This is a genomic window from Mesorhizobium sp. P3_A2, assembly GCF_056403115.1.
Window position 1 is genome coordinate 306205 of sequence record NZ_JBFUGC010000002.1, and the last position, 25754, is coordinate 331958.

Here is a 25754-nt window from a genome sequence, read left to right on the forward strand (position 1 = left end):
TTCCCCTACTCCCTTACTGCCCTACTGCCTTACTCCCCTAACTTGTAGAAGCGGCTGATAATCTCCCACGCCTCATCGGCGGTGTCGACGAAGTCGATGATGTCCTGGTCGCCGGGCGTGATGGTGCCCTGTTCGGCCAGGAAATCGAGATTGATGGCGCGTTTCCAGAACGCCTTGCCGAACAGGATCACTGGCACGCGCTCCATGCGGCCCGTCTGGATCAGTGTCAGCGTCTCGAAGAACTCGTCCATGGTGCCGAAGCCGCCCGGAAACACCGCAACAGCCTTGGCGCGCATGACGAAATGCATCTTGCGGATGGCGAAATAGTGGAAGTTGAAGCACAGCTCCGGTGTCACATAGGCATTCGGCGCCTGCTCGTGCGGCAGCACGATGTTGAGGCCGATCGACGGCGCGCCTACATCGTCGGCGCCGCGATTGCCAGCCTCCATGACGCCAGGCCCACCACCGGTGACGACGACGAATTCCCGATAATAGGACGTGGCTGACTGCTTCGCGCAGAGGCGGGCGAATTTGCGCGCCTCCTCGTAGTATTTGCTGTTTTCCTCGAGGTTCTTCTTCTGCGTCTCGTTCTTGGCCGCCCAGGCCTCGCCGCCAGGTTCGGGAATGCGCGCGCCGCCGAACAGGATCACCGTCGAGCGGATGCCGCGTTCGGCCAGGATCATTTCGGGCTTCAACAGTTCCAACTGCAACCGCACCGCGCGCAATTCGCGACGCGTCATGAAGTCGGGATCGTTCCAGGCCAGACGATAGGTGTCGGCGCGCGTCTGCGGCGTATCGGGCACGCTTTTCGAGCGCTCCAGATCCTCGTCCGAATGCGGCAGCGGCGTCCATCCCGCCTTTTCCATAGGAGTCATATGCTTTACCCGTCCCAACAGTTCACTTGCGCCGTCCCGTGGCGCACGCGCGATTGACCCCCAATACGCCTTAACATAAGCAGGTTCCGCAAAAGTGTTCGGCGGTTTTGCGACAAGAACCTGCTACATGCAAAGACCCAGGCAGGCAAAGCCTGCCAGGTCCGCGCGATTTTCAAAACAGGTTAAGGCGATGGCCTTAACAGCGTGGTAACGGAGCGAATTCATGTCGAAGCCTGATCTGGCAAGCCTCGAAAAGACCATCGAGAAGGCCTTCGAGGAGCGCGACACGATTTCGACCGCGACCCGCGGCGAAACGCGCGACGCCATCCAGTCCGCGCTCGACCTGCTCGACCACGGCACGGTCCGCGTCGCCGAGCGCCAGGCCGACGGCAAGTGGCATGTCAACCAGTGGCTGAAGAAGGCGGTGCTGCTCTCCTTCCGGCTCTATCCCATGGAGATCATCAAGGGTGGCCCGGGCCAGGCCGTATGGTGGGACAAGGTGGCGTCGAAGTTCGACGGCTGGAGCGCTGTCGATTTCGAGAAGGCCGGCTTCCGCGCCGTGCCGTCGTCGATCGTGCGCCGTTCGGCCTATGTCGCGCCGGGCGCGGTGCTGATGCCGTCCTTCGTCAATGTCGGCGCCTATGTCGATAGCGGCACCATGGTCGACACATGGGCCTCGGTCGGCTCCTGCGCCCAGATCGGCAAGAACGTGCACCTGTCGGGCGGCGTCGGCATTGGCGGCGTGCTGGAGCCGATGCAGGCCGGCCCGACCATCATCGAGGACAATTGCTTCATCGGCGCGCGCTCGGAAGTGGTCGAGGGCTGCATCGTGCGCGAGGGCTCGGTGCTCGGCATGGGCGTGTTCATCGGCCAGTCGACCAAGATCGTCGACCGCGCCACCGGCGAGGTGTTTTACGGCGAAGTGCCGGCCAATTCCGTTGTCGTCGCCGGCTCGATGCCGGGCAAGGCCTTTCCGAACAATGAGCCAGGCCCAGGCCTCTATTGCGCCGTGATCGTCAAGCGCGTCGACGCCAAGACCCGTTCCAAGACCTCGATCAACGAATTGCTGCGCGATTGATCTTTTTTGTAAACGGACGCACCTTCCGCCGGCGCGACATTCCGTCGCGCTGATTCCGCATGGAGGGGTGACATGGACTGGAAGTATCTTCTGACGAGCTATGAAGGCCGTATCAACCGCGCCAAATTCTGGGCTTGCGTTGGTGTGATATTCGTCGGCGCCATCATCGCCATGATCATCGACAACATCATCGGCACCACGTTCAACAGCATGCCTTACGGTTTCGTCTACCTGATCTATGTGATCGCCACGCTCTATCTGGTCTTCGCCGTCTACGCCAAGCGCTGGCATGACCGCAACAAGTCGGGCTGGTGGACACTTATCGCGCTGGTGCCTTTCATCGGAGCGATCTGGCTTATCGTCGAGCTGGGCATCCTCGAAGGCAACAGGGGCGCCAATCAATACGGACCGGATCCGCTTGCCTGAAAAAATAGACCTCATTTGGCTTTTCTTCAAAACCTCAGGCCGCGTCAGCCCCGGTGCGTATGCGCTGGCCGGCCTGCTTTTGCTGCTTGCCCAGTTTTTCCCGCTCTACCAGTTTGCCAGACTGGAGCCCGGCACCGCAAATAGCCAAGTGTGGGCCACCGTGTTCTGGACCGTTGTGCTGATTTCGACCTGGTCGAGCTTCGCGGTTACGGCAAAGCGTTTCCATGATTTCGGCAAACCGACTTACTACGCGTTGATCTCTCTCATCATCGGCCCGATTCTTCTTCTCATTCTTGCCTGCTTCAGAAGTGATCCCGGGCCCAATCGCTACGGCCGGCACACCAATTCTCCCGCACAACCCTGAGGGCCGACCGGATATCTCGCCATGCGCTACCGCACGCTTGATCCGAAACTGATCATCGACACCGCCGAGCGGCTGGAAGGGCGCGTCGCCGAGCGTTTTCCCGAGGCGGGTCTGCGCGGCGTCGCCGCCGAACTGGTGTCGCTGTCGCGCGACCTGGCCAAGGCGGCGCAGGCGCTCGAGGCGCCGATCTGGTGGCTGCGCGGCGCCATCGTCGCCGCCGTCGCCGCCGGCGCGCTGATTTTCCTGTTCGTCGGCACCATCCTGCCGCTCATCCATATCTCGCAGGCAGACGACGCGGTGCAGTCGGTGCAAGGCATCGAAGCCACGATCAACATGATCATCCTTGCCGTGCTCGGCCTGCTGGCGCTGATCCGCACCGAGGAGCGCATCAAGCGCAAGCGGGTGTTTCGCCAGTTACATGGGCTGAGGTCGCTGATCCATGTCATCGACATGCACCAACTGACCAAGGATCCGGCTGCATTGTCTGCCAATTTCAGGCCGACCGCGCATTCGCCGGCGCGTATCACCAATGCCGCGGACCTCGCGCGCTATCTCGACTATTGCTCGGAAATGCTATCGATCACCGGCAAAATCGCGGCGCTGTTCGCGCAGTCGGTCAATGACGATGTGGTCATCGACGGCGTCAACGACGTCGAGAACCTGGCATCCAACCTGTCGCGCAAGATCTGGCAGAAGATCACGCTGATCGAGAACCACCCGGCGGTGCAACCGCTGCCGGCGCCGGGCCCGGCGAGCAAGGCGCCGGCTCGGAGGCGCGCGCCAAAGCTGTGACGCAGCGGTGCCGGCGAGGCTGCTTTTCCGGGCTCATGTGCGGGCCACGGTCTGACGCTTACGGCGAGCAGCCTATCCCGTGACGACTTCCGGCGTCAGCCCGGGTGACCCGCGCTTTTCCTGCTCGGCCTGCCGCACCAGCGCGGTGATCCGTTTAAGCAAAGGAGCCGGCGTGCCGGCCTTTTCGGCGAGGCTCAGGACCGTTCCCTGCAGGTCGCCGATTTCGGTTGGCCGGCCGCGCTGGAGGTCGTCCCACATCGACGAGCGCGCCTGCGGGTCGATGGCGAGCATGCGGCGGGCCACCAGCCGAAACAGCCAGTCCGGCAGCCGGAGCAGTTTCGGCAACAGGCCGGGACGCAGGCCGCCGACCCGCGCCGGGGCGATTTGTGATGCCTTCATCGCCGCCAGCGCCTCGTCGATCTGACCGGCCAGGATCAGCCGCCAGCGGCGGTCGGCAAGCTCACTCGCCAGCGGCAGGCCGGACAGCGCGACGAGCGCATTGTTGAGGTTGATCAGCAGCTTGCCCCACTGCACTGCCTTGATGTCGGCATGGGTTTCGACGGCAAGGCCTTCGACGTCGAGAAGGTCGGCAAGGCCAGCCACACCGTCTTCGATCATCACCTTGCCCTCGCTGGCACGATGCATGTGAAGCGGCACGTTGCCTTCGGCCGACTGGACGACATTGAACGGCACCATGCCGGCCAGCACCGGTCGAGAGCCCAGCCCGGCGCGTAACCGGTCGGCATTGCCGACACCGTTCTGCAGACTGACCACCACGACATCGGCGCGAGCATGCACGGCGATGAGCGCCGCCATCTCCTCGGTGGCGCCGTTCTTGACCGTCACCAGAACCACGTCGGCATTGCCCAGGGCGGCGGCCGGGTCGGCAGTGACGGACACTGGCTTGATGGATCGGTCGCGGCCGTCGAGGTCGGTGACACGCAGCCCACCGCCCAGCAAGGCCTCCGCGATGCGCGGCCGCGCCAGAAACACCACCTTGCGTCCGGCCAGCGCCAGGCAGCCGCCGACATAGCAGCCGATGCTGCCGGCGCCGGCAATGACGATGGTCCTTTCGGCGTTGGCCATGCGATAATCCTGTATTGGCCTGCACTATACGACATGAAAACCATAATGTCGGCGGCAGGACCGGTCATCATCTCTGACCGTGACAGGCCTTTCGCTTTCGATTATCGCTTTGCCCATGAAACTGCCGACCGATCCCGCCGCCAATCTCGCGACCCTCATACGCTGCGCCTCCGTAACTCCCGCCGAGGGTGGTGCGCTGACCGCGCTGGAAGGCATGCTGAAGCCGCTCGGCTTTTCCGTCGAACGCCCGGTGTTTTCCGAAGACGGCACGCCTGACATCGAGAACCTTTATGCGCGCCGCTCCGGCAATGGGCCGCATCTGATGTTTGCCGGCCATACCGACGTGGTGCCGGTGGGCGACGAGGCGTCGTGGACGCATCCGCCTTTCGCTGCCGAGATCGCCAAGGGCGAGATGTACGGCCGCGGCGCCGTCGACATGAAGGGCGGCATCGCCTGTTTCATCGCTGCCGTGGCGCGCCATGTCGAGAACAAGGGCGGCCCTAAAGGCTCGGTGTCGCTGCTGATCACCGGTGACGAAGAGGGCCCGGCCATCAACGGCACGACAAAACTGCTCGACTGGGCGGCGGCCAAGGGCGAGAAATGGGATGCCTCGATCGTCGGCGAGCCGACCAATCCAGACGCGCTCGGCGACATGATCAAGATCGGCCGGCGTGGCTCGATGTCGGGCAGCGTCACCGTCAACGGCCGCCAGGGCCATGTCGCCTATCCCTTGCTTGCCGACAATCCGGTGCGCGGCCTGATGAGCCTGGTCGAGGCCTTGCTCCACCCCGTCTTCGACAAGGGCACGAAGGATTTCCAGCCGACCAATCTGGAAGTGACCTCGATCGAGGTCGGCAATCCGGCGACCAATGTCATCCCGGCCAAGGCGACAGCCACCTTCAACATCCGCTTCAACGACAGCTGGACGGCCGAGACGGTGCAGGCAGAGATCCACAACCGCCTCGACCAGGCGGCCAAGCGCAAGAAATACCGGACCGGCAAGAAGACCCCCGTCGACTATGAGCTTGTCTGGCGCGACCGGCCGAGCCACGTTTTCCTGACGCGCGACGACAAACTCATCGACACGCTGCGTGGCTCGATCAAGGCGGCGGTCGGCAAGGAGCCGGCGCTCTCCACCTCCGGCGGCACTTCGGACGCCCGTTTCATCAAGGATTATTGCCCGGTGGTCGAGTTCGGGCTGGTCGGCAAGACCATGCATATGGTCGATGAACGCGTCGCATTGGCCGACCTCGAAACGCTGACCCAGATCTACCAGCGCTTCATAGAAGACTGGTTCGAGCAAGGCTGATCATGCTTTCGGTTGACGAGACCTATTCATCGCTTACCGGCGCCTGGCGGCTGATGCTCGGCAAGGCCGACGGTTTGCGGCTGCTCGACCTGTCGGCGGACGGCTTCTGGAATTCCTTCTTTGCCATCGTCGTCGCCGCGCCGGCGATGATCGTCGGCTGGGTCGGCACGGCCAACGAGATCGGCGACCCCAATGCGTTCGCCGGTCGGCTTGGCATGTTGATCCGCCTGGCAACCGTCGACCTCGGCTCGTGGCTGCTGCCGCTGGTCGCGCTTGCCCTGGTCGCGTCGCGTGCCGGCATCGGCGACCGCTTCGTCCACTACGTCGTCGCCAGCAATTGGGCGTCGGCAATCACCGCCTGGATGCTGCTGCCCTCGGCGTTGATCAGGCTCTTCCTGCCGTCCGGCAACCCATTTGCCGAATTGGTGTGGCTGGTTCTGGTGGTGCTGTCGCTGGTCCTCACCTGGCGGATGACCAACGCCGCGATCGGCAAGGGCGCGGCTGTCGGCACCGCCGTGTTCACAGGCATGCTGGTGGTGTCTCTGGCCGTCTTGTTCTGCCTTGTGGCGCTGCTCGGCATTACCGTACCGACGGCCGCCCCGGCTTAGGATTTTTCCGGATAGTCGACGCCGATGAGAAAAAGCCCGTCGGGCGGGGCCACCTGACCGCAGGCGGCGCGGTCCTGCGCGTCGAGCGCGGCCTTGAGGTCAGCAGCCGTCCAGCCGCCGTCGCCGACGCGTTTCAGCGACCCGACCATGGAGCGCACCTGGTTGTGCAGGAACGAGCGCGCCGAGGCCCTGACCTCGATCAGGTCGCCCTGGCGGCTCACATCGAGCCGCTCCAACGTCCGCACCGGACTGTTGGCCTGGCATTGCGTCGAGCGGAAAGTGGTAAAGTCATGTCGGCCGAGCAGGACTTTCGCCGCTTCGTGCATGGCGTCGGCATCGAGCCGCTTCGGCACCCACCAGACCTTGCCCTTTTCCATCGCAGCCGGCGCGCGCCGGTTGAGGATGCGGTAGAGATAGTGCCGCCCGGTGGCCGAGAAACGGGCATCGAAATCGTCGGGGACAAGCGTCGCCTGCAGGATGGCGACGTGCGCACCCGCTGCCTGCAGATGCGCGTTGATGGCGTCGCGCACCTTGTCGTTTGGCCACGCCTTGGCGAGGTCGACATGCGCCACCTGGGCGGTCGCATGCACGCCGGCGTCGGTACGGCCGGCGGCGCGCAACCGCACCGCCTCGCCGCTGAATTTCTCGATCGCCTGCTCTATCGCCTGCTGCACCGAAGGCTGATCCGCCTGGTGTTGCCAGCCGGCGAAGAGGCTGCCGTCATATTCGATATCGAGACGAAAACGCGGCATGGGCGATCTGCACTCGCCTAGAGCCGGAAGATTTCAGGTTGAATCGACCTGAAATCTGAATCCGGCTCTAAATCAAAGAGATAGAGCATGATGTCGTCTGAAAACCGCTTCACACTTTTCGGCATCATGCTCAGGCAGCGAGTGCGGTAAAGGCCTGGGCGTAAACCAGTTTGCCTTTTCCGGGGGCGTCGCCCCAGGCCAGCGCCTGCAGCGCCTCACCCTGGTATTCGCTCTCGAACTTTTCGGCGCGCGCATGGTTGTAGCCGAAGCGGCCGTAATAGGCCGGATCGCCCAGCACAACGGCGAGCACCTCGCCGGCGTCCTTGAGGCGGATATGCGCCTCGCGGATCAGCGCGCCGCCAATGCCCGAACCATGGAAAGACGGCTCGACCGCCAAGGGCGCCAGCGCCACCGCCGGGAAGCTCTTGCCGCCATTCTGCACATACAGCCTGGAAAACAGAATGTGGCCGACCACCTGGCCGTCTTCTTCCGCCACAAGCTCGACAACGGCGTCGCCGCCGGTGACCAGCGCGTCGACCAGACCGGCCTCCGCCTGCTGGCCGAATGCGTGTTCCTCGACGAGGCGAATAGCCTCGCGATCCCGCGGCGTTGCCGCGCGTATCGACATCATGCTCATGAGAATTTCATTCCTTTTTCGATCTTGGCCCCGCGCAGAAACTCCTGCGCGGCAGCGGGCCTTCCGCCCGCCCGTTGAACTTCGACCAGCCTGATTGCGCCTGTTCCGCAGGCGACCGTCAGGCGGTCATCGAGAATTCCTCCCGACTCGCCCATGCCTTCAGAAAGCGTGCCTTCCGAAAGCGTCGAGCGAAGCAGTTTCAGCCGTTCTGTGCGGCCACCAATATCGGCCTCGCACCACGCGCCAGGGAATGGCGACAGGCCGCGAATATGATTGTGGACCTCGCCAGCCGGCCGCGTCCAGTCAATACGAGTCTCCGATTTGTCGATTTTCCTGGCGTAGGTCACCCCGTCAGTCGCCTGCAAGGTGGATGCCAGCGTATTTGTCTCCAATCGGGACAGCGCTTCCACCATCAGGGTGGCGCCAATGTTCATCAAGCGATCGTGCAGGTCGCCGGCCGTCATATCGGGTCCGATGGCGCATTTTTCAACCAGTGCCACCGGGCCGGTGTCCAGGCCCTCTTCCATATGCATCACCATCATGCCGGTCTCAGTATCGCCGGCCATGATGGCACGCTGGATGGGAGCAGCACCACGCCATCGCGGCAAAAGCGAGGCATGGCCGTTGATACAGCCGAGCCGCGGGGCCTCCAGAATAGCCTTCGGCAACAACAGGCCATAGGCGACGACGACGGCGACATCGGCCTGCAAGGCGCGGAAAGCGGCCTGCTCACCCTCGCTCTTCAGTGAAATCGGTGTGCGTACCGCGACATCAAGCCGCTCGGCCTCGCGCTGCACCGGCGACGGCGTCAGTTCCAGCCCACGGCGGCCTGCGGCGCGCGGCGGCTGGGTGTAAACGGCTGCTATCTCGTGTCCCGCCTCGGCGATCGCGCGCAGCACCGGCACCGAAAACTCCGGCGTGCCCATGAAGATGACGCGGAGCGACATCTTCTTATCCCACCAGCTTGCCCGGCGCCTTGTCCTTGGCGAGCTTCTTGAACTTCTTGACCACCATGTCGCGTTTAAGCTTCGAGATGTGGTCGATGAACAGCACGCCGTTGAGGTGGTCGATCTCGTGCTGCAGGCAGGTCGCCATCAGGCCTTCGGCCTCGATCTCCTGCAGTTTGCCGTCGCGGTCGAGATATTTCACCCGCACCGAAGCCGGCCGTTCGACCTCGGCATAATAGTCCGGGATCGACAGGCAGCCTTCCTCGTAGACCGACCGCGCGTCGGCGCTTTCGAGCACTTCGGGATTGATGAAGACATGCGGCGCCGGCGTCTCGTCTTCCTTGGCGAGGTCGATGACCAGCATGCGCAGCGGCTCGCCGATCTGGATTGCGGCGAGCCCGATGCCCGGAGCGTCATACATGGTCTCCAGCATGTCGTCGGCCAGTTTGCGCACGGACGCGTCGACGCGTTCGAGCGGTTTGGAAACCTGGCGCAGGATGGGATCGGGAAGGATAATGAGCGGCTTGATCGACATGGCGTCTCACCTAAGACGTCATGCGAAAAGCGTCAACCGGGGCGGTTTGCGCCCGTTCACGTTTTGATCTGTGCCAGACCGGCGAATCGGCTATGCTGGCGACATGAACGACCTGAACTCCATCCTTTCCGAACCTGTGGCCCAGCTTGGCGCCACGACGATCACGCTCGGCCATGCGCTGGCCTTCGGCGCGATCGTGTTTCTCGGCCTGTTCCTGGCGCTGGTGGTTGCCCTGTGGCGGTCGGCCAGGGCGCGCACCATCGCCGCCGCGGAAGCCGCCGACCACGCCCGCGACGCCGAGGCGCGGATGGCCGGCATTTTGCAAAGCCAGGCCGAGATGCAAGGCCGCATGGGCGCCATCGCCGAGGTGTTCGGCGCCAGGCAGGCCGAACTCAACCAGTCGATCGGCCAGCGCCTCGACGCCATGACCGGCCGCCTCGGCCAGACCATGACGGAGCAGACCAAATCGACGCATGAGAGCCTGGCGAAATTGCAGGAACGGCTGGCGGTCATCGATACCGCGCAAGGCAACATCCAATCACTTGCCGGCCAGGTCGTGCAGTTGCAGGCGATCCTGTCCAACAAGCAGACGCGCGGCGCCTTCGGCCAGTCGCGCATGGAGGCGATCGTCGCCGACGGCCTGCCGATGGGTGCCTATGAATTCCAGGCGACGCTGTCAAACGGCAGTCGGCCCGACTGCCTGGTGAGGATGCCGAACGGCGCGCCGTCACTGGCCATCGACGCCAAGTTTCCGCTCGAAGCCTGGAACGCCATCCGCGCCGCCGATGGCGCCGACTTGCAGAAGGTCGCGGCCCAGGCCTTCCGCCGCGACATCGAGATCCATGTCCGCGACATCTCGGAAAAATATTTGATCCAAGGCGAGACGCAGGACACCGCCTTCATGTTCGTGCCGTCGGAATCGGTGTTCGCCGAAATCCACGAGAATTTCGACGCGGTCATCCAGAAGGCGCACCGTGCGCGTGTCATCATCGTCTCGCCGTCACTGCTGATGCTGTCGATCCAGGTCATCCAGGCAATCCTCAAGGACGCCCGCATGCGCGAGCAGGCGCATTTGATCCAGGGCGAGGTCATCCGGCTGATGGAAGACGTAGCGCGCGTCGACGAACGCGTGCGCCGGCTGCAGACGCATTTTGGCCAGTCGGCCAAGGATATTGACGAGATCCTGGTGTCGACATCGAAGGTGACTAGGCGCGGCCAGAAGATCGAGGCGCTGGAGTTTGGCGAAAGCGAAGCCGAAGTGCGCGGCGGCGGACCCGCCAAGGCCGAACCCGGGGTGCGGGTGGCGGATTCAAAGACGGGCCAACTCAGGCTCCGGGTCGTCGAGGGCGACGATTAGACCGTAGCGACGATTACGTGTGCCTGAATTTTGGCCGCGACCTCGCCGCTGCCGTGTCTGGCCGCAATTGCGGCTGCGACATGATCGGTTGCCGCTTCCAGTTTTCCCGCATCCCAGGCCTCGATCTCGGTGCGAAGCAGCGTTCCCTGGCAATAGGCAACCGCCGGAAGCCGCGGCGAGGATGCACGGCTTTGTTCGGCCCTCGTCTCGATCGCGACACGGGAGAAACCTGCGCCTTCCACCTCGCTGCGGATCAGAGCCGTGTCATGGTAGCCGTGCGGCGTGCGGGCGAGAAAGCGTGGCGGATCGGCCGGAAAGATCTCCGCAAGAGCATTCGTCACATCATTGGCGAACATATTCTCCTCGATGCGATCCCACACGTTGAAGAGGAAATGGCCTCCGGGCTTCAGGACCCGCTTTGCTTCGCGATAGCCGGCGGTGCGGTCGGGAAAGAACATCGCACCGAACTGGCAACAAACGAGATCGAAGGCCGCATCTTCAAACGGCAGCGCCAGTGCATCCGCCTGGCGCCATTGGATGCGACTGTCGGGAGCTTGCCGCGAAGCCGCAAAGTCGAGCATCGGCTGGTTGAGATCGGTCACCATGTAGCTGGCGCCAGGAGACAGTTTTGGCGCCAATGCGCGGGTGACGACCCCGGTCCCTGCGGCGACTTCCAGGACAGCGCCGGGCGACAAGGCCGCTGCCCGTCGTGCCATATCCGCGGCGAACGGCTCGAAAATCAACGGCACCATGTAGCGGTCGTAGTTTTCCGGAATCGAGCCGGCAAAGATCTTGTCCGTTTCCAGCATCGCTACCACCCACCATCCGTTTGATGGCGAGCCTAGCACACAATCGTCTGGTTTGGGCCGCGTTTAACCGCGAACAGGTGCTACTGCGCCTCGACGATGCTTACGCCCTCGAATTCCGGAAGCCAGTGCAGGGCCGATCGGTGCCATTTCTGCTGGGTCGGAACCAGATCCTCGCGTTGCCGCGCGGTCCCGGTCCTGATCCCATAGATCTTCGGGCCGTCGCCAACCGACGTCGCGTAAAGATGCGAACCGCAGTCGCCGCAAAAGGCCTGGGCGCGCTTGGCGCCGCTCGATCCTGTCTTGATATAGACCTTTGGCGTGCCCTTGGTGATCCTGTAGTGATCCTCAGGTGCGGGAACGGTGACACGAAAGGCGGTGCCGGTCAGTTGCTGGCAATCGGTGCAATGACAGATGGAGGTCTTTTCCGGGTCGACCTCTGCTTCATAAGTTATGGCGCCGCAATGGCACCCACCGTCGATTTTCATCGTCACTCCTCCAAAAGTCGGTCAATCTTAGCCGAGCGATGCGGGAAGGCAACGGCGCCGCGCTAGGCCAGAGGCGGATCGGACGCAGCCTCGATAACCTTGCGTCGGCGTTCCCAGGTTCCCGTCGTCTGCGGCTTGACGAACAGCCTGGTGATCTCCGGCATCTCTTTCTTCAAGAGCGCCTCCAGGCGCTCGACGCAGGCTTCGATCTCGGGCGCCGTCAGATGATCCTCGAATTCGATGCTGAGCCCGGCGACGATCTGTTGTGGCCCGAGGTGGACGGTGAGAACGCCGTTGGCCCGTTGCACCGCCGGATCCTGCTGGGCGATCGCCAGCACCTTGGCCTGTACTTCCGGCGAGGCCGTCTCGCCGATGAGCAGGCCCTTGCTTTCCCGCGCCAGGAAGATGGCGGTGGCGCCGAGGATCACCGCGATGCCGATCGAGGCGGCGCCGTCGAGTTCGGGCATGTCGAGGACCTCCGCCGCCAGGATGCCGGCGAAGGCGACGACCAGGCCAAGGAGCGCGGCGCTGTCCTCGAACAGGATCGTGTAAACACTCGGATCCTTGCTCGATTGTACGGCCTGCAGCCAGCCCTGCTTGCCCTTTTGCTGGCGGAACTCCTTCAGCGCCACATACCAGGAGCTGCCCTCGAACAGCATCGAGAGGCCAAGCACGATGTAGTTGATTTTGGGATTGGCGATCGGCTCGGGCGCCATGATGTGGATGACCCCCTCGTAAAACGACACCCCGGCGCCGAGCGCAAAGACGAGCAGAGCGACAATGAAGCTCCAGAAATACAGCTCGCGGCCATGGCCCAGCGGATGTGTGCGGTCCGGCGGCCGGGCAGCGCGGTGCATGCCGTAGAGCAGCAGGCCGCCATTGCCGGTATCGACCAGCGAGTGGACACCTTCCGACAGCATGGCCGAGCTGCCGGTGAAGAAGGCGGCGACGAATTTGGTCAGCGCAATGGCAAGATTCCCGGCAAGCGCCGCGTAGATGACCGTCTTCGACCCGCCATGCGCTGCCATGCTGCCCTCCAAGGCACCCAATGTAACGCCCTGCGACCGAAGCTCCACGGGCATCACAACGCGCCAGACGCCCGGTCGTTCAGGCCCTTGAAGGCTGGCTGGAGAAAAAGACGCCGCTATTCGACGATCTCGTCGGTCCAGACCTTGAAACCGGCCAGCGTGCCCGGCCCGAAAATGTGGGTCAGCGGCACGTCGGCGGCGTCGCGGCCGGAGGCGATCAGGATACGGCCGATGCGCGGGGAATTGTTGCGCGGATCGAAGACATGCCAGCGGCCGCCGAGATAGACCTCCATCCAGGCGGCGAAATCCATGCTCGCCCAAGGCTTCGGCATGCCGATGTCGCTGATGTAGCCGGTGCAGTAGCGGGTCGGGATGTTGAGCGCGCGGCAGAAGGCGACAGCGAGATGGGCAAAGTCGCGGCAGACGCCGCTTTGCTCGCGATAGGCTTCGGCCGCGGTGCGCGTCGGCCGCGCATTGCCGTAGCTGAAGACGATGTGGTTGTGGACGAAGTCGCAGACCGCCTGGACGCGTGGGACGCCGAGCGGTGTGTTGCCAAACAGCCGCCATGCGTCATTGGCCAAAAGATCACTTTCGCAGAAGCGGCTCGGCAACAGGAACAGCAGTGTGTCCGAGGGCAAGTCGCGCACCTCGTGCTGCCAGGCCATCAGGTCGCCCATCTCGAAGGTGCCGGGATCGCGGATGACTGAATCGGTGCCGAAGGTGAAGCGTCCGGGTGGCGCGATGAAGCGGTTGCACCAATTGCCGAAACTGTCGCGGTAGCTCTGGATCGGCACGGCCGGATTGGAGGTCAGGAAATCCGGACGCTCAAGATCGGATGCGCGGGAGTAATGGACGTTGAGCATCGCGATCAGCGGCGTTTCCTGCGGAAAGTCGAAGCTCATCTCGCAGCCGATGTGGATTCGCATCTGTGTCCTGACCGACCTGCCTGATCATCGCCCGGCAGGAAGCGCGGCCTGATGCTGCAGTGCGAAGACAACCATGGCACGGACCGGCATGGTTTACGAGCAAATTAGAAAGCGGTTGAAAGCGGCCCGCTGGCGCCAGCGACAGGCGCCAGCCCCCTTGCAGTCCGGCGTTTCTCTTGTTTCACTTGGCGTCCCAGCAATTGGAGGACCGAATCATGGCTAAAGGTGCGATGAAGGCGGGCAAGGAAGCCCGCAAGCCGAAGAAGGACGCCAAGAAGCCCGCCGCGGCTCCGGCGCTCAAGGCGCCTCCCGTCAAGGCGATCAGGCTCAAGGACAAGTAAGTCGCTCGGACCGAAATCCGGGCAATCCGTTTCGGCGCAGATTTTTACACCGGCGGCATGAGCAATGCCGCCGGTGTTTTGTTGATCGGGCAGGCGAAGCCGCCTATACCGAAGCCGCGAGGACGACCTCGCGCCTTCCCCGAAAAACCGGCCGGGACGACCCGCCATCCTCATGGAATGGAGTGTATCCCGATGTCGTGGATTTTTCTGTTTGTCGCCGGCCTGTTCGAGATCGGCTGGGCGATCGGCCTCAAATACACCGACGGCTTCTCGAAGCCGCTGCCGACGGTGCTCACCGTCGCCTCGATGATCGTCAGCCTGGGGCTGCTCGGCCTGGCGCTGAAGACGCTGCCTGTCGGTACGGCCTATGCGGTGTGGACCGGCATCGGCACGGTCGGCACGGCGCTGCTCGGCATCTGGCTGCTGGGCGAGCCGGCAACCGCGATCCGGCTCGGCTGCATTGCGCTCATCGTCTGCGGCATTATGGGGCTGAAGCTCGCCGCCTAGAGCCAAAGCAAACGAGGAAATCGGCGCACAAATACGTTCAGGGCCGCTGGAAGGCGACCCTGATGTCCGATCGTTTCGATCGAAGCGTTAGCGGGCGGAGAAGCCCGGAGGCGTCCGGCCGGTGCGCTGCTTGCGCGCCGCATAGCGTGCGTCGCGCTTGGCCTTGCGTTCGGCTTCGTCGGCCAGCAAACGGGCGATGCGCTCGTTTTCTTCGGCTTCCTTGATCTTCGCTTCAGCCTGAGCTGCCTCTTCGGCGGCAATACGCGCCGCTTCGGCTGCTGCCTCGCGCTCGGCCTTCTCGACCGCCTCGCGTGCCAGCTTTTCCTGCTTCAGCCTGGCCTTTTCGGCCTCGCGCTTTTCACGCGCCTCGAGGATCGCCTTGCGTTCGGCCTGTCTTGCCAGCACCGCAGGATCATCTGCCGCCGGCTTTGACTTGAAGCGCTCCAGAAGCGCCTTCTTTGCCTCGTTCGCGGCATTGCGCCGCTCGAAAATGTCTTTTTCCCTGTAGATAGCCAAGTCCACTTCCCTGAAGTCAATTCGCGACGCTTACATACGCGCGAAAACCGATAGTTCAAGCGCCAAAACGGAATGCCAGCCATGAAATTCTACGCTGTTGCAGCCAGGAGACGCGCTTTTGCCGACCAAAGCCGACAGAAGCTGGCTGAAACCGACATGCACTGTTCACCATCCTCCCCTCTGGCGGCAAGGCGGCTCGGTCGCTACCTAAAGCGCGTCGCGCTTTCGGTCTTTTGTTTCTGTGCATGTCGTTCTCTCGAAACCGGGATCACTTTTGAGCGACATGCTCTAGCCGCAAAACCCAACCATTGGATGACAGATCATGGAACTCGGTCTCTACACTTTTGCCGACGTCAGCCCCGAGCCCGGCCCCGGCGCGATCGGCCCGCACGAGCGGCTGCGCAACCTGATCGAAGAGATCGAGCTGGCCGACCAGGTCGGCCTCGATGTCTTTGGTCTCGGCGAACATCACCGCCCCGACTATGCCGCTTCAGCACCGGTGGTGGCGCTGGCCGCCGCCGCCGAACGCACCAAGCGTATCAAGCTGACCAGCGCGGTCACCGTTCTGTCCTCCGACGATCCGGTGCGCGTCTTCCAACAGTTTGCGACGCTCGACCTTCTGTCGGGCGGCCGGGCCGAGATCATGGCCGGGCGCGGTTCGTTCATCGAATCCTTCCCGCTGTTCGGCTACAATCTCGAAGACTATGACGAACTGTTCGCCGAAAAGCTCGATTTGCTGCTGGCGATACGCGACAGCGTGAAAGTCACCTGGTCCGGCAATCTGCGTGCGGCAATCAACGACCGCGGCGTCTATCCGCGGCCGTTGCAGGACAAATTGCCGATCTGGATCGCCATTGGCGGAACGCCGCAATCGGCCGCCCGCGCCGGCGTGCTCGGCCTGCCGCTGGCGCTGGCCATCATCGGCGGCGAGCCGGCGCGCCTTGCGCCGCTGTTCGACATCTACCGCGAGGCTGCGAAGCGTGCCGGCACCGACCCCACGGGGCTTGCCACCAGCATCAATGTGCACGGCTTCATCGCCGGGACCACCGAGCAGGCGGCCGACGATTTCTACGGCCCGCAGGCCGAAGTGATGAACCGCATCGGCCGCGAGCGCGGCTGGGGTCCCACGTCGCGGGCGCATTTCGATCAGTCGCGTGGCCCAAACGGCGCGCTGTTCGTCGGCAATCCTGAAGCTGTGGCGGAAAAGATCGTCGCCCAGCACAAGATCTTCAACAACGATCGCTTCCTGCTGCAGATGGCGATCGGCACCATGCCGCACGCCAAGATCATGAAGGCGATCGAACTCTACGGCACCAAGGTGGCGCCGATCGTGCGCAAGGAAACGGCGAAGTCGGCGCCGGCTCTCGCGGTGCCGGCGGCCTGACCGACAGGCTGGCGGCCTGCCATTAGCCGGCGGCCGCCATCATCTCGGCATGATGGGCCTCGTCGCTTCGTCGGCCGGAACATGCACTCGATGCACAATTCCTTGGAGGCAACGGTCTGTGGCGTGCCGACCGTGGCGCCGGGCCGTTGCACCAGACGTGTTGGCTGGCTCCGATCCCCAAAGCCGGCTCATGGAACCTTGCCCGGCACTCTGCGTTTGAGGACAGCAGTCAGCCACGCGTCTGATGCACGCGTCTGATGGCGCGTTACTGGCGGTGAGGGGTACCCATGAAAACCGAACCCGCTGCTCCGGGCGCCGGCACAGCCATATCGGACGACCCGCGAGTCGTCGCGCGCGCGGACACGCATCTGATGCGTTCGCTGCTCATCGGCATTTTCATCCTGATGGCTATCTACGCGCTCTATTTCGCCCGCGCCTTCTTCATGCCGGTCATCCTCGCCTTCCTGCTCACGCTGACCCTGACGCCGATCGTGCGCTTCCTGCGCAAGCGCGGCATTCCCGAAGTGGTGTCGGCGACGTTGCTTGTCGTGCTGTCGGTGTGCCTCGTTGCCATCGCAGGCTACCTGCTCAGCGGTCCGGTCATCGACCTGCTCAACAACACCTCGTCGATCGGCCAGCAACTGACCGAGCGGCTGGCGCAATTGCGGCGCCCGCTCGAGAGGATCATGCAGATCTCGCATCAGATCGAACAGATGACCGAGACCTCGCAGGAGCCGGGCATCCAGAAAGTGGCGGTGGCGCAGTCCGGCATCCTGTCGGCGGCCGCCAGCAATGTCCTGGCAGCAGGCACAAGCTTCACCATCATCTTCGTGCTGTCACTGTTCCTGCTGGCATCGGGCACGATGTTCTACGAGAAGATCATCCAGTCCTTCGCCAGCCTCAGCGAAAAGAAGCGGGCCTTGCGCGTCGTCTATGACGTCGAGCGCGAGATCTCGCACTATCTGCTCACGGTCACGATCATAAATGCCGGTCTCGGCGCCGTCATCGGCCTTGGCCTGTGGGCGCTCGGCATGCCCAATCCGCTGGTCTGGGGCGTCGCCGCCGCTCTGCTCAACTTCCTACCCTATGTCGGCGCACTGTTGACCATCGTGCTTGTCTCGGTGATGGCGCTGATCAGCTTCGACACAATCTCCTACGCGCTTTTAGCGCCGGCCTTTGTCTTATTGTGCGACATCATCGAGGGCCAGTTCGTGACGCCGATGGTGGTCGGCCGGCGCCTCGAGATCAACGCCGTGGCGATCTTCATCGCCATCGCCTTCTGGTCCTGGCTGTGGGGCTTCGTCGGCGCGCTGATGGCCGTGCCGCTGCTGGTCGTCATCAAAGTGTTCTGCGACCATTTCGAAGGCCTCGGCCATGTCGGCAACTTCCTCGCCGCACAGCAGACGGCGGTCGTGGTGGAGGACGAAGCGGCCGAGGAGAATGGCGAGGCCAAGGCATAGAGGCCGGTACTGCTTGTCGTCTCTTGTTTGTCGTCTTCCGATCGAGTGCCTATATCGAGCCGGTCAAGCCGGACCCTGCCATGACCGACGCCTCCTTCGACCTCGACGCCTATTTCGCCCGGATCAGTTATCGCGGTTCGACCGATGCGTCGCTCGACACGCTGAAGGCGCTGCACCGTCAGCACCCGCAAGCGATCCCCTTCGAGAACATGGATCCGTTGCTGGGCATCGCGGTGAAGCTCGATCTCGCTTCGCTGCAGGACAAGATTTTCGCGCGCCGCCGCGGCGGCTACTGCTTCGAACACAATTTGATCCTCATGCATGCGCTGAAGGCGCTGGGCGTCGAGGTCAGCGGCCTCGCGGCGCGGGTTCTGAGGGGGCTGCCGGAGGACGCCATCACCGCGCGCAGCCACATGCTGTTGCGGATCGAGCTCGACAGCAGGACCTACATTGCCGATGTCGGCTTTGGCGGCCTGACGATGACCGCGCCGCTGTTGTTCGAGCCGGGCCTCGAACAACAGACCCCGCACGAAACATTCCGCATCATCGAGACGTCCGATCATTTTCGGGTACAAGCCAATGTCGGCGGCGACTGGCAGACACTCTACCGCTTCGACATGCAACCGGCCCATGAGGTCGATTATGCGGTCGCCAATTACTTCGTCTCGACCCATCCGACCTCGCATTTCCTGTCCTCGGTCGTTGCGGCGCGCGCCTTGCCCGACCGGCGCTATGCGCTGCGCAACGCCAGGCTGTCGACGCATCATGTCGGCGGCCGCAGCGAGCAACGCGAGATCGCGACCGCGGCGGAATTCGCCGACATTCTGGAAAGCCAACTCGACATCATCATCCCCGACCGCGCCGCCTTTGAAACCAAGGTCCGGCAGCTGAACATCGTAAAGGCTTGAGGCCCATGACCGCTCTTTCCGTGCTCGACCTGTCGCCGATCGTCGAAGGCAGCAACGCCTCGCAGTCGCTGGCCAATTCGCTCGACCTTGCCCGCCATGCCGAGCGGCTCGGCTACAAGCGCTACTGGCTGGCCGAGCACCACAACATGCCGGGCATCGCCAGTGCGGCGACCGCGGTCGTCATCGCCCATGTCGCCGGCGGCACCAAGACGATCCGCGTCGGCGCCGGTGGCATTATGCTGCCCAACCATGCGCCGCTGGTGATCGCCGAGCAGTTCGGCACGCTGGCGGCACTGCACCCCGGCCGCATCGATCTCGGCCTCGGCCGCGCGCCCGGCACCGATATGGGCACGGCGCGTGCGCTGCGCCGCAACCTCGAGGCGTCAGACAATTTCCCCCAGGATGTCGTCGAGTTGATGGGGTATTTCCAGCCGGCCGAGGAAGGTCAGCGTATCCATGCTGTGCCCGGCGAAGGCCAGAAGGTGCCGGTCTGGATTCTCGGCTCAAGCCTCTATGGCGCGCAGCTCGCCGCCTTGCTTGGCCTGCCCTATGCCTTTGCTTCGCATTTCGCGCCGGCCGAGCTCGACCATGCGCTGGACATCTACCGCTCGCGCTTCCAGCCGTCTGAACAGCTGGACAAGCCCTATGTCATGCTCGGCCTCAACGTTTTCGCCGCGCCGACCGATGCCGAGGCAAAACTGCTGTTCACCTCGCTGGAGCAAGCCTTCGTCAACCTGCGCGCCGGACGGCCGGGCCGCCTGCCGCCGCCGGTCGAGGGTTATGACCAGACGCTGGAGCCGATGGCCAAAACCATGCTCGGCCAGGCGCTGTCCTGTGCCGTCGTCGGATCGCCCGAAACCGTCCGGCAAGGCATCGACGCCTTCGTGCGCCGCACCGGCGCCGACGAGCTGATGGTGACGGCGCAGATTTTCGACCATGCGGCGCGCGTGCGTTCGTTCGAAATCCTGGCCGAGGCGCACAAATCGCTGTCGCAAGCCGCGTGAGCCGCCCGTGAAGCTTTTGCAGGAGAGGCTCGTCTGCTAAGGGCAGACGCCTTCCTCAGCCAAGAGCCTTGCCGTGACCAATGATCTCGACCAGCGCATGCATTTCGCCATCGATCTGGCGCGACGCGCCGGCGAACTCGGCCTGAAATACTTCCGCGACCTCGAAAACCTGACCATCGAGAGCAAGGGCCACCAGGACCTGGTTTCCGATGGCGACCGCGAGGTCGAACTGTTCATCCGCGCGGCGATCGCCGCCGCCTATCCGCAGGATGGCATTGTCGGCGAGGAACATGCCGCGGTTGAGGGATCGACGGGCCATGTCTGGGTCATCGACCCGATCGATGGCACCGCCAACTTCGTGCGCGGTATTCCGGCCTGGTGTGTGGTCATCGCCTGCGCCAAAGACGGCGAGGCGGTCGTCGGCGTCATCCACGAGCCGTCGACCGGCGAGACTTTTCACGGCCGCCGCGGCGGCGGTGCCTTCGTCAACGGCCGGTCGATCAAGGCCAGCACCGCCGGCCTCGGGGAAGGATCGGTCGGCACCGGGCTGTCGAACCGCGCCGAAACCAGGCATGTCGCGGTGCTCGTCGGCCTGATCATGGCAGAAGGCGGCGTCTTCTTCCGCAATGCATCGGGCGCGCTGATGCTGGCCTATGCGGCATCCGGCCGGCTGCTCGGCTATGTCGAGGAACACATGAACGCCTGGGACTGCCTGGCCGGCATGCTTCTGATGGAAGAGGCCGGCGGCATGGTGCTGAAGCCGGACCCGAAGACGGTGCTCCGCCACGGAACGCAGGTGATCGCCGGCGGCAAGCATGTGTTCCCGAAGCTGCAGGCGCTGTGCGCGCAGGCTTTCGGAGCGGCGCCTGCCGGTATTGCGCGGCGATAGGCCACTGTTCAACACATGGGCTGTGGGTTAAAAGCGGACAGGCATTCAGGGGATGCACTATTGCCGGCAACGGCAATTCCATCGGTTCAAGGGCTTGCCGATGAACATGCATAACACCATCCGGCCAGACCGAGCCGCGTTGGGCAGCGGGCCGGCGCAGGCGATCGCCGGCATCTTTGCGCAGGAATTGCAGCTGGCCTCGGTCGGCCTCGACGACAATTTCTTCGATCTCGGCGGCGATTCGCTGGCTGCCGAAACTCTTGTGCTTGCGGTGCAGAGCCGGTTCGGCGTGAAGCTGCAGACCTCGGTGCTGCTCGAAGCACCGACACCGCGCGAATTCGGCAGGCTGATCGCGTTGCAATTGCCCGAGCACCCGGCGCGGCGGCTGGCGGTGCAGGTTTCCGGCAGCCACGGCCAGGAGCCGATCGCCATGATCCATGGCATTTCCGGCTCGGCGCTGTTCGCCAACCGTTTCGGCAAGGCGCTGAAGCAGCGCTATTCCGTCATCGCCGTGCGCGGCATGGGCCTCGAGCCCGGCGAGACGCCGTATGACAGCGTCGAGGAGATCAGCGCCAATTATTTCGACGGGTTGAGCTCGGCCACCGGCCAGCACCCGCGCGTTATCGGCGGCATCTGCCTTGGCGGGCTGCTGGCGATCGAGGTCGGGCGGCTGACCTTCGAGGCGACCGGCGAGCGGCCGGCTTTGCTGCTGATCGACCCGCCGCCGCTCGGTTCGGCCTGGCTGAAGCCGATGGCCGACAACCGCATGACCGCGCAAAGGCGGCGCCAAATCACCCGCAAGGTCGTCTACTGGCGGCTGCTGCGCGACACGCTGGCAGCGGTCGGGCTTGGGCAGTCCAGGCTTGGGCGTCACACCAGGCAGAAGGCCTTCAAGAGCATGCTGGTGCGCGCTGCCGCGGGTTTTTCACCGTCTTCCTACCCTTGCGACATACTCGTCGTCGCCAGCTCGGAATGGAGCGCCACCACGGTCGAGCAGTACAAAGACTGGGCGAGCGAGAACACGCGGGTGGAAACGGTCGTCATGCCGGGCACCCATGACAAGTTCCGGGCCGCCAACATGGACGCGATCGACGCTGTGATCATCGCCTTCCTCGACGCCAGGCGCGCGCCGGCCGGAATGCCGGTCCGCTAGATGGGTTTTGGCCGCGACGTACTGGCTGCCTTCGCCGGCCATGGCGACCGCGTGGCGATGGTCAGCGGCCGCGACCAGATCACCTATGCGCAAGCGCTGACCCAGATCGACCATCTCGCCGCCAATTTCAGTGCACTGGGTGTTCGCTCCGGCGATCGCGTCGGCTTGGCGATGGTTGGCAACATCGACGTCGTGCTGTCGATCCTGGCCTGCTGGAAGCTCGGCGCCACGGTTTCGATCGCCGACTTTCGCGCGCCGCGCAGCCAACGGGCGCAGTTTGCGCGTGACTTCATCCTGACGCTGATCCTCGAAAGCCGCAGCCCGCCAGGCGACGATGTCTATCCGGGCGTGCTTTTCCAGGACGACTGGAAGCACAGCTCCCCTGCGCCCTTTGCTGGAGACGGCGGCGACGACAGCAATCCGGCGTTCCTGATGTTCTCGTCCGGCACCACCGGCGACCCAAAAGGCTATCTGCAGTCGCATGAGGCGCTTGCCGGACGCGTGACGTCGCACCGGCGCGGGCTGAACGGGACGGTCATGCGCCTTTTGACTCCGATGGTGATGTCCTATTCGGCGACGCGCCATCAAGTGTTCAGCTATCTGCGCCATGGCGGGACGATCAATTTCTTTCCGCCGCTATTCACGCCGTCCGAGTTGATCGAGGGACTGCTGTCGTTCCAGGCCAGCGGCTCGGCATTGCCGCCGCCGGTGATTACGCGGCTGGTGCGCGAAGTGGGCGAACGCTCGACCCGGCTGCTGCCGGACCTGGCGGTGCTTTTCAGCATCGGCGGACCGGCAACCGTCGAAGACAAGCTGGCCGCCTACCGCAATCTTTCGCCGGGATATCGCATCAATTATGCGTCGAGCCTGACCGGCGGCATCACCACCCTGTCGGGCGCCGATGTGCTGGCCAAGCCCAGCACCGCCGGGCGTCCGTTTGCCGATGTGCGTGTCGAAATTCTCGATGCGGACGGGCGTGTGCTCGGCAAGGGCGAGAGCGGACTGATCAAGGCCTGGACGCCGACCATGGTTTCGGCGGTGGTGTCGGCAGGCAACAAGCCGTTCGTCGACCCCAAGGTGATGGGTGCCGGCTGGGGCATTCCCGGCGACATCGGCTTTGTCGACGATGACGGTTTCCTGACCATTGTCGACCGAGAGGCCGACATGATCGTGCGCGGCGGCGTCAATGTCGCGCCGCAGGAACTGGAAAAGCTGATCCGCGCCCACCCCAAGGTCAGGGATGTCGCGGTCGCCGGCTTTCCCGACGCGACGATGGGCCAGGAGATCGCCGCCTTCATCGTCGCCGACCAGGCAAGCGTGGCCGAGTTCGAGGCCTTCCTGCGCGCCAACATCTCGCCCGACCGGCGGCCGCGCGAGGTCAGGCTGGTGAGTTCGCTGCCTTACAGCGACAATGGCAAGCTGCTGCGCCGCCGCCTTGTCGAAACGCTGTCGCCGGCTGCCGCCAAACCGTAGGCTTTTACCTCAACAGGTTACTTCAACAGGTTTCTGGCAGCTTCAAAGACCGCCGGATCCGCCTTGAGCTATGGGAAGCGCCCGTACGAAATAAGGCTCGCCGCTTGCCACCTGCATGAGCGGCGGTTGTTCCTTAGAAGGCTTTGAAAAGACCGGTCAGCCAGGGCGCCGGCCAGGGCTGCGACGCCAGCAGATCGAACACCGCATAGATGCAAAGCGTCGTGCCCGCGGCGACAGCCAGCGCCATATTCAGTGACCGCGATCCGAGCATACAGATACCGGCGGCAACAAAGACGAATGTGGCGGTGAGGTGGCCTGCCAACAGGACCAGAAAGGCGAGCGCCAGGCAGAGGCCAAGCACGGTGAGATTGCCCTTCATCGCCGGACCGTCGGAAGGCTGCCATTCGCCGGCCGGCGTTACATCTGCGCCGCTGGCAGGCACCGGCTTTCGCCAGCGCAGCACGGTCTGGATAGTCGTCAACAACGAAAACAGCGCCAGAAGGCCGGCCGTGATGGCCGGGAAGATGGCGGCCTCGAAAGGGAAATCGAGCAATGCCGTGACCAGAGCCGCGACGCCAAGCAGCGTCAGCGCACCGCTGGCGGCGATATCGGGCAACGCCGGCGGCAAGGCGTCGGCATTGCCGCGGGCCTTGATCCAGGACACGGTCTGCCTGACCACGCCGGCAATGGCGAGGCCGAGCAGGATGAGCACCAGCGGCTGTTTCAGCCAGGCCCAGCCGGAAATCTGGTAGGCGAGGAAGAAATAGTTTTCGAGGCTGGGGCCGAGCACGAAGCCGAGCGAAAAGGCCGAGCGCGGCCAGTTGAGCTCCTTCATTGCCATGCCGACCGCGCCGACCAGCATCACCAGCAGGAAGTCGAAGGCGCTCATATTGGTCTGGTAGGCGCCGACGACGATGAAGGTGACCACCAGCGGCACCAGGATCGCTGCCGACACTTGCGCGATGCGGGCAAGCTGCCTGGTCAGAAGCAGGCAGGTGACGGCGCCGACGATGTTGGCGACGGCGATCGACAGCACCATCGAAACGGTGATCGCGGCGTTCTTGCCCAGCATGTCGGGGCCGGGGACAAGGCCGTGGATGACAAAGGCGCCGAGCAGGATGCTCATCGAAGCCGATCCCGGCACGCCAAAGGCGATGGTCGGGATGAGCGAGCCGCCCTCCTTGGCGTTGTTGGCGCTTTCCGGCGCGATGACGCCGCGCACATTGCCCTGGCCGAATTTCGGCCCGGGACCCGGCCGCCGCGCGGCATGGCCATAGGCGATCCAGTCAAGCACGGCGATGCCGATGCCGGGCACGGCGCCGAGCAGCGAGCCGATGGCGCTGCAACGCAGCACCAGCGGCCATTCACGCAGCGTATCCCTGATGCCTTGCCACATGCCGGCATAGGTCGGCCGCTCGGTGTTGCCCTGGATCGAGCCGCGTATGAGCAGCGAGGCCAGTTCGGGCAGGCCGAACAGGCCGAGGAAGACCAGCGAGATCGGCAAGCCGTCCCAGAGGTAGATCTGGCCGAAACTCCAGCGTTCGACGCCGGCAATGCTGTCGATGCCGATGAAGGAGGCGAGCATGCCGAGCATTGCGGCCGCCAGACCCTTTAATGGCTGGCTGCCGGCGAGGATGGCGACGATGGAGAGGCCGAAGGCGCAGATGGCGAAGAAATCCGGCGTCTTGAGGTAGAGCACCAGCGGCCGCATGACGGGAATTGCCGCCGCCAGCACCAGCGCGCCGAACACGCCGCCGATCATCGAGGCCGAATAGGAGGCGCCGAAGGCACGTGCCGCTTCGCCCTTCTTGGCCATGGCATGGCCGTCAAGCACGGTCGCCGCGGCACCGACCGAGCCCGGAACGCCGAACAGGATGGCCGGAATGGTGTCCGACGTGGTGGTGACCGAACCCATGCCGAGCAGCAGCGCGAAGGCGGCAAAGGGGTCCATATTGTAGGTCATCGGAATCAGCAGGGCCATGGCGAACAGGCCGCCAATGCCCGGCACGACACCGACGACAAGGCCAGCCAACACGCCGGTGACCAGCATGAGCATGCGAAATGGCTGCGCCATCTCCGCAATGGCGGTAAGGATCAGATCCACA

General features: G+C 64.0%; 28 protein-coding genes. 16 read left to right on the top strand and 12 right to left on the bottom strand.

What is annotated here, in order from left to right; translation table 11 throughout:
• Nucleotides 1-29: 29 nt before the first annotated feature.
• Entirely contained in the window at nucleotides 30-875 is an 846-nt protein-coding gene (locus AC1DXM_RS06000; RefSeq protein ID WP_477232216.1) for an LOG family protein, read from the bottom strand.
• 223 nt (nucleotides 876-1098) lie between these two features.
• Here AC1DXM_RS06000 and dapD point away from each other — a divergent pair, with 223 nt between their 5' ends.
• The 4 genes from dapD to AC1DXM_RS06020 all read left to right on the top strand — a co-directional run bounded on the left by dapD (nucleotide 1099) and on the right by AC1DXM_RS06020 (nucleotide 3535).
• Entirely contained in the window at nucleotides 1099-1953 is an 855-nt protein-coding gene (dapD, locus tag AC1DXM_RS06005) for a 2,3,4,5-tetrahydropyridine-2,6-dicarboxylate N-succinyltransferase (RefSeq protein ID WP_477232217.1), read from the top strand.
• A 72-nt stretch (nucleotides 1954-2025) separates the two neighbouring features.
• Nucleotides 2026-2379: a DUF805 domain-containing protein gene (locus AC1DXM_RS06010; protein ID WP_477232218.1), complete on the top strand. Its 354-nt coding sequence runs from the start codon at nucleotides 2026-2028 to the stop codon at nucleotides 2377-2379.
• The gene (locus tag AC1DXM_RS06015; protein WP_477232219.1) at nucleotides 2372-2743 is read left to right on the top strand and encodes a DUF805 domain-containing protein; all 372 of its coding nucleotides are present in this window, start codon (nucleotides 2372-2374) and stop codon (nucleotides 2741-2743) included. The genes AC1DXM_RS06010 and AC1DXM_RS06015 overlap by 8 nt, the downstream gene beginning before the upstream one ends.
• Before the next feature lie 21 nt (nucleotides 2744-2764).
• Nucleotides 2765-3535 carry a hypothetical protein gene (locus AC1DXM_RS06020; RefSeq protein ID WP_477232220.1) on the top strand — a complete coding sequence of 257 codons (771 nt, stop codon included), beginning with the start codon at nucleotides 2765-2767 and terminating at the stop codon, nucleotides 3533-3535.
• Between the two features lie 72 nt (nucleotides 3536-3607).
• Here AC1DXM_RS06020 and AC1DXM_RS06025 read toward each other — a convergent pair whose 3' ends face one another.
• A complete protein-coding gene (locus tag AC1DXM_RS06025; RefSeq protein WP_477232221.1) occupies nucleotides 3608-4621 on the bottom strand; it encodes a 2-dehydropantoate 2-reductase in 1014 nt (337 codons plus the stop codon).
• Between the two features lie 115 nt (nucleotides 4622-4736).
• Here AC1DXM_RS06025 and dapE point away from each other — a divergent pair, with 115 nt between their 5' ends.
• The gene (dapE, locus tag AC1DXM_RS06030; protein ID WP_477232222.1) at nucleotides 4737-5930 is read left to right on the top strand and encodes a succinyl-diaminopimelate desuccinylase; all 1194 of its coding nucleotides are present in this window, start codon (nucleotides 4737-4739) and stop codon (nucleotides 5928-5930) included.
• A gap of 2 nt (nucleotides 5931-5932) precedes the next feature.
• Nucleotides 5933-6538, top strand: coding sequence for a transporter (locus AC1DXM_RS06035; protein WP_477232223.1), 606 nt, complete (start codon nucleotides 5933-5935; stop codon nucleotides 6536-6538).
• On the opposite strand, the gene truA is transcribed toward AC1DXM_RS06035, so the two are convergent.
• The 4 genes from truA to def all read right to left on the bottom strand — a co-directional run bounded on the left by truA (nucleotide 6535) and on the right by def (nucleotide 9409).
• Complete coding sequence (gene truA / locus AC1DXM_RS06040) at nucleotides 6535-7290, bottom strand: tRNA pseudouridine(38-40) synthase TruA (RefSeq protein WP_477232224.1); 756 nt, start codon at nucleotides 7288-7290, stop codon at nucleotides 6535-6537. The two genes, AC1DXM_RS06035 and truA, sit on opposite strands and share 4 nt — an antisense overlap.
• A 130-nt stretch (nucleotides 7291-7420) precedes the next feature.
• Nucleotides 7421-7927 (bottom strand): GNAT family N-acetyltransferase, encoded by a 507-nt coding sequence (locus tag AC1DXM_RS06045; RefSeq protein WP_477232225.1) that lies wholly within the window; start codon nucleotides 7925-7927, stop codon nucleotides 7421-7423.
• A complete protein-coding gene (gene fmt / locus AC1DXM_RS06050) occupies nucleotides 7924-8874 on the bottom strand; it encodes a methionyl-tRNA formyltransferase (protein ID WP_477232226.1) in 951 nt (316 codons plus the stop codon). Before fmt ends, AC1DXM_RS06045 begins: the two co-directional genes overlap by 4 nt.
• 4 nt (nucleotides 8875-8878) lie before the next feature.
• Complete coding sequence (gene def, locus AC1DXM_RS06055; protein ID WP_477232227.1) at nucleotides 8879-9409, bottom strand: peptide deformylase; 531 nt, start codon at nucleotides 9407-9409, stop codon at nucleotides 8879-8881.
• A 103-nt stretch (nucleotides 9410-9512) separates the two neighbouring features.
• Between def and AC1DXM_RS06060 the strand changes: the two genes are divergently transcribed.
• Nucleotides 9513-10766: a DNA recombination protein RmuC gene (locus AC1DXM_RS06060; protein ID WP_477232228.1), complete on the top strand. Its 1254-nt coding sequence runs from the start codon at nucleotides 9513-9515 to the stop codon at nucleotides 10764-10766.
• On the opposite strand, the gene AC1DXM_RS06065 is transcribed toward AC1DXM_RS06060, so the two are convergent.
• The 4 genes from AC1DXM_RS06065 to AC1DXM_RS06080 all read right to left on the bottom strand — a co-directional run bounded on the left by AC1DXM_RS06065 (nucleotide 10763) and on the right by AC1DXM_RS06080 (nucleotide 14014).
• Nucleotides 10763-11575, bottom strand: a complete 813-nt coding sequence (locus AC1DXM_RS06065; protein WP_477232229.1) for a class I SAM-dependent methyltransferase — start codon at nucleotides 11573-11575, stop codon at nucleotides 10763-10765. The two genes, AC1DXM_RS06060 and AC1DXM_RS06065, sit on opposite strands and share 4 nt — an antisense overlap.
• An 80-nt stretch (nucleotides 11576-11655) precedes the next feature.
• Nucleotides 11656-12060: a GFA family protein gene (locus AC1DXM_RS06070; RefSeq protein ID WP_477232230.1), complete on the bottom strand. Its 405-nt coding sequence runs from the start codon at nucleotides 12058-12060 to the stop codon at nucleotides 11656-11658.
• Nucleotides 12061-12122: 62 nt separating this feature from the next.
• The gene (locus tag AC1DXM_RS06075; protein ID WP_477232231.1) at nucleotides 12123-13088 is read right to left on the bottom strand and encodes a cation diffusion facilitator family transporter; all 966 of its coding nucleotides are present in this window, start codon (nucleotides 13086-13088) and stop codon (nucleotides 12123-12125) included.
• Between the two features lie 116 nt (nucleotides 13089-13204).
• Nucleotides 13205-14014, bottom strand: coding sequence for a transglutaminase-like domain-containing protein (locus tag AC1DXM_RS06080; protein ID WP_477232232.1), 810 nt, complete (start codon nucleotides 14012-14014; stop codon nucleotides 13205-13207).
• Between the two features lie 215 nt (nucleotides 14015-14229).
• On the opposite strand from AC1DXM_RS06080, the gene AC1DXM_RS06085 reads away from it, so the two are divergent.
• Both AC1DXM_RS06085 and sugE read left to right on the top strand, forming a co-directional pair.
• A complete protein-coding gene (locus AC1DXM_RS06085; protein ID WP_112559036.1) occupies nucleotides 14230-14355 on the top strand; it encodes a hypothetical protein in 126 nt (41 codons plus the stop codon).
• Between the two features lie 192 nt (nucleotides 14356-14547).
• The gene (gene sugE / locus AC1DXM_RS06090) at nucleotides 14548-14862 is read left to right on the top strand and encodes a quaternary ammonium compound efflux SMR transporter SugE (RefSeq protein ID WP_477232233.1); all 315 of its coding nucleotides are present in this window, start codon (nucleotides 14548-14550) and stop codon (nucleotides 14860-14862) included.
• A gap of 87 nt (nucleotides 14863-14949) precedes the next feature.
• Here sugE and AC1DXM_RS06095 read toward each other — a convergent pair whose 3' ends face one another.
• The gene (locus AC1DXM_RS06095; RefSeq protein ID WP_112559037.1) at nucleotides 14950-15378 is read right to left on the bottom strand and encodes a DUF6481 family protein; all 429 of its coding nucleotides are present in this window, start codon (nucleotides 15376-15378) and stop codon (nucleotides 14950-14952) included.
• 322 nt (nucleotides 15379-15700) lie between these two features.
• Here AC1DXM_RS06095 and AC1DXM_RS06100 point away from each other — a divergent pair, with 322 nt between their 5' ends.
• The 7 genes from AC1DXM_RS06100 to AC1DXM_RS06130 all read left to right on the top strand — a co-directional run bounded on the left by AC1DXM_RS06100 (nucleotide 15701) and on the right by AC1DXM_RS06130 (nucleotide 23649).
• Nucleotides 15701-16762, top strand: coding sequence for an LLM class flavin-dependent oxidoreductase (locus AC1DXM_RS06100; protein ID WP_477232234.1), 1062 nt, complete (start codon nucleotides 15701-15703; stop codon nucleotides 16760-16762).
• Nucleotides 16763-17049: 287 nt separating this feature from the next.
• Entirely contained in the window at nucleotides 17050-18222 is a 1173-nt protein-coding gene (locus AC1DXM_RS06105) for an AI-2E family transporter (protein WP_477232235.1), read from the top strand.
• Nucleotides 18223-18302: 80 nt separating this feature from the next.
• Nucleotides 18303-19130 (top strand): arylamine N-acetyltransferase family protein, encoded by an 828-nt coding sequence (locus AC1DXM_RS06110; protein ID WP_477232236.1) that lies wholly within the window; start codon nucleotides 18303-18305, stop codon nucleotides 19128-19130.
• Nucleotides 19131-19135: 5 nt separating this feature from the next.
• A complete protein-coding gene (locus tag AC1DXM_RS06115; RefSeq protein ID WP_477232237.1) occupies nucleotides 19136-20134 on the top strand; it encodes an LLM class flavin-dependent oxidoreductase in 999 nt (332 codons plus the stop codon).
• Between the two features lie 73 nt (nucleotides 20135-20207).
• Nucleotides 20208-21023: an inositol monophosphatase family protein gene (locus AC1DXM_RS06120; RefSeq protein ID WP_477232238.1), complete on the top strand. Its 816-nt coding sequence runs from the start codon at nucleotides 20208-20210 to the stop codon at nucleotides 21021-21023.
• Nucleotides 21024-21123: 100 nt separating this feature from the next.
• Nucleotides 21124-22176 (top strand): thioesterase domain-containing protein, encoded by a 1053-nt coding sequence (locus tag AC1DXM_RS06125; protein WP_477232239.1) that lies wholly within the window; start codon nucleotides 21124-21126, stop codon nucleotides 22174-22176.
• On the top strand, nucleotides 22177-23649 hold the full coding sequence (locus AC1DXM_RS06130; protein ID WP_477232240.1) for a class I adenylate-forming enzyme family protein: 1473 nt from the start codon (nucleotides 22177-22179) through the stop codon (nucleotides 23647-23649).
• A 133-nt stretch (nucleotides 23650-23782) separates the two neighbouring features.
• Here AC1DXM_RS06130 and AC1DXM_RS06135 read toward each other — a convergent pair whose 3' ends face one another.
• Nucleotides 23783-25753 carry a tripartite tricarboxylate transporter permease gene (locus AC1DXM_RS06135; RefSeq protein ID WP_477232241.1) on the bottom strand — a complete coding sequence of 657 codons (1971 nt, stop codon included), beginning with the start codon at nucleotides 25751-25753 and terminating at the stop codon, nucleotides 23783-23785.
• Between the last annotated feature and the right edge of the window lies 1 nt (nucleotide 25754).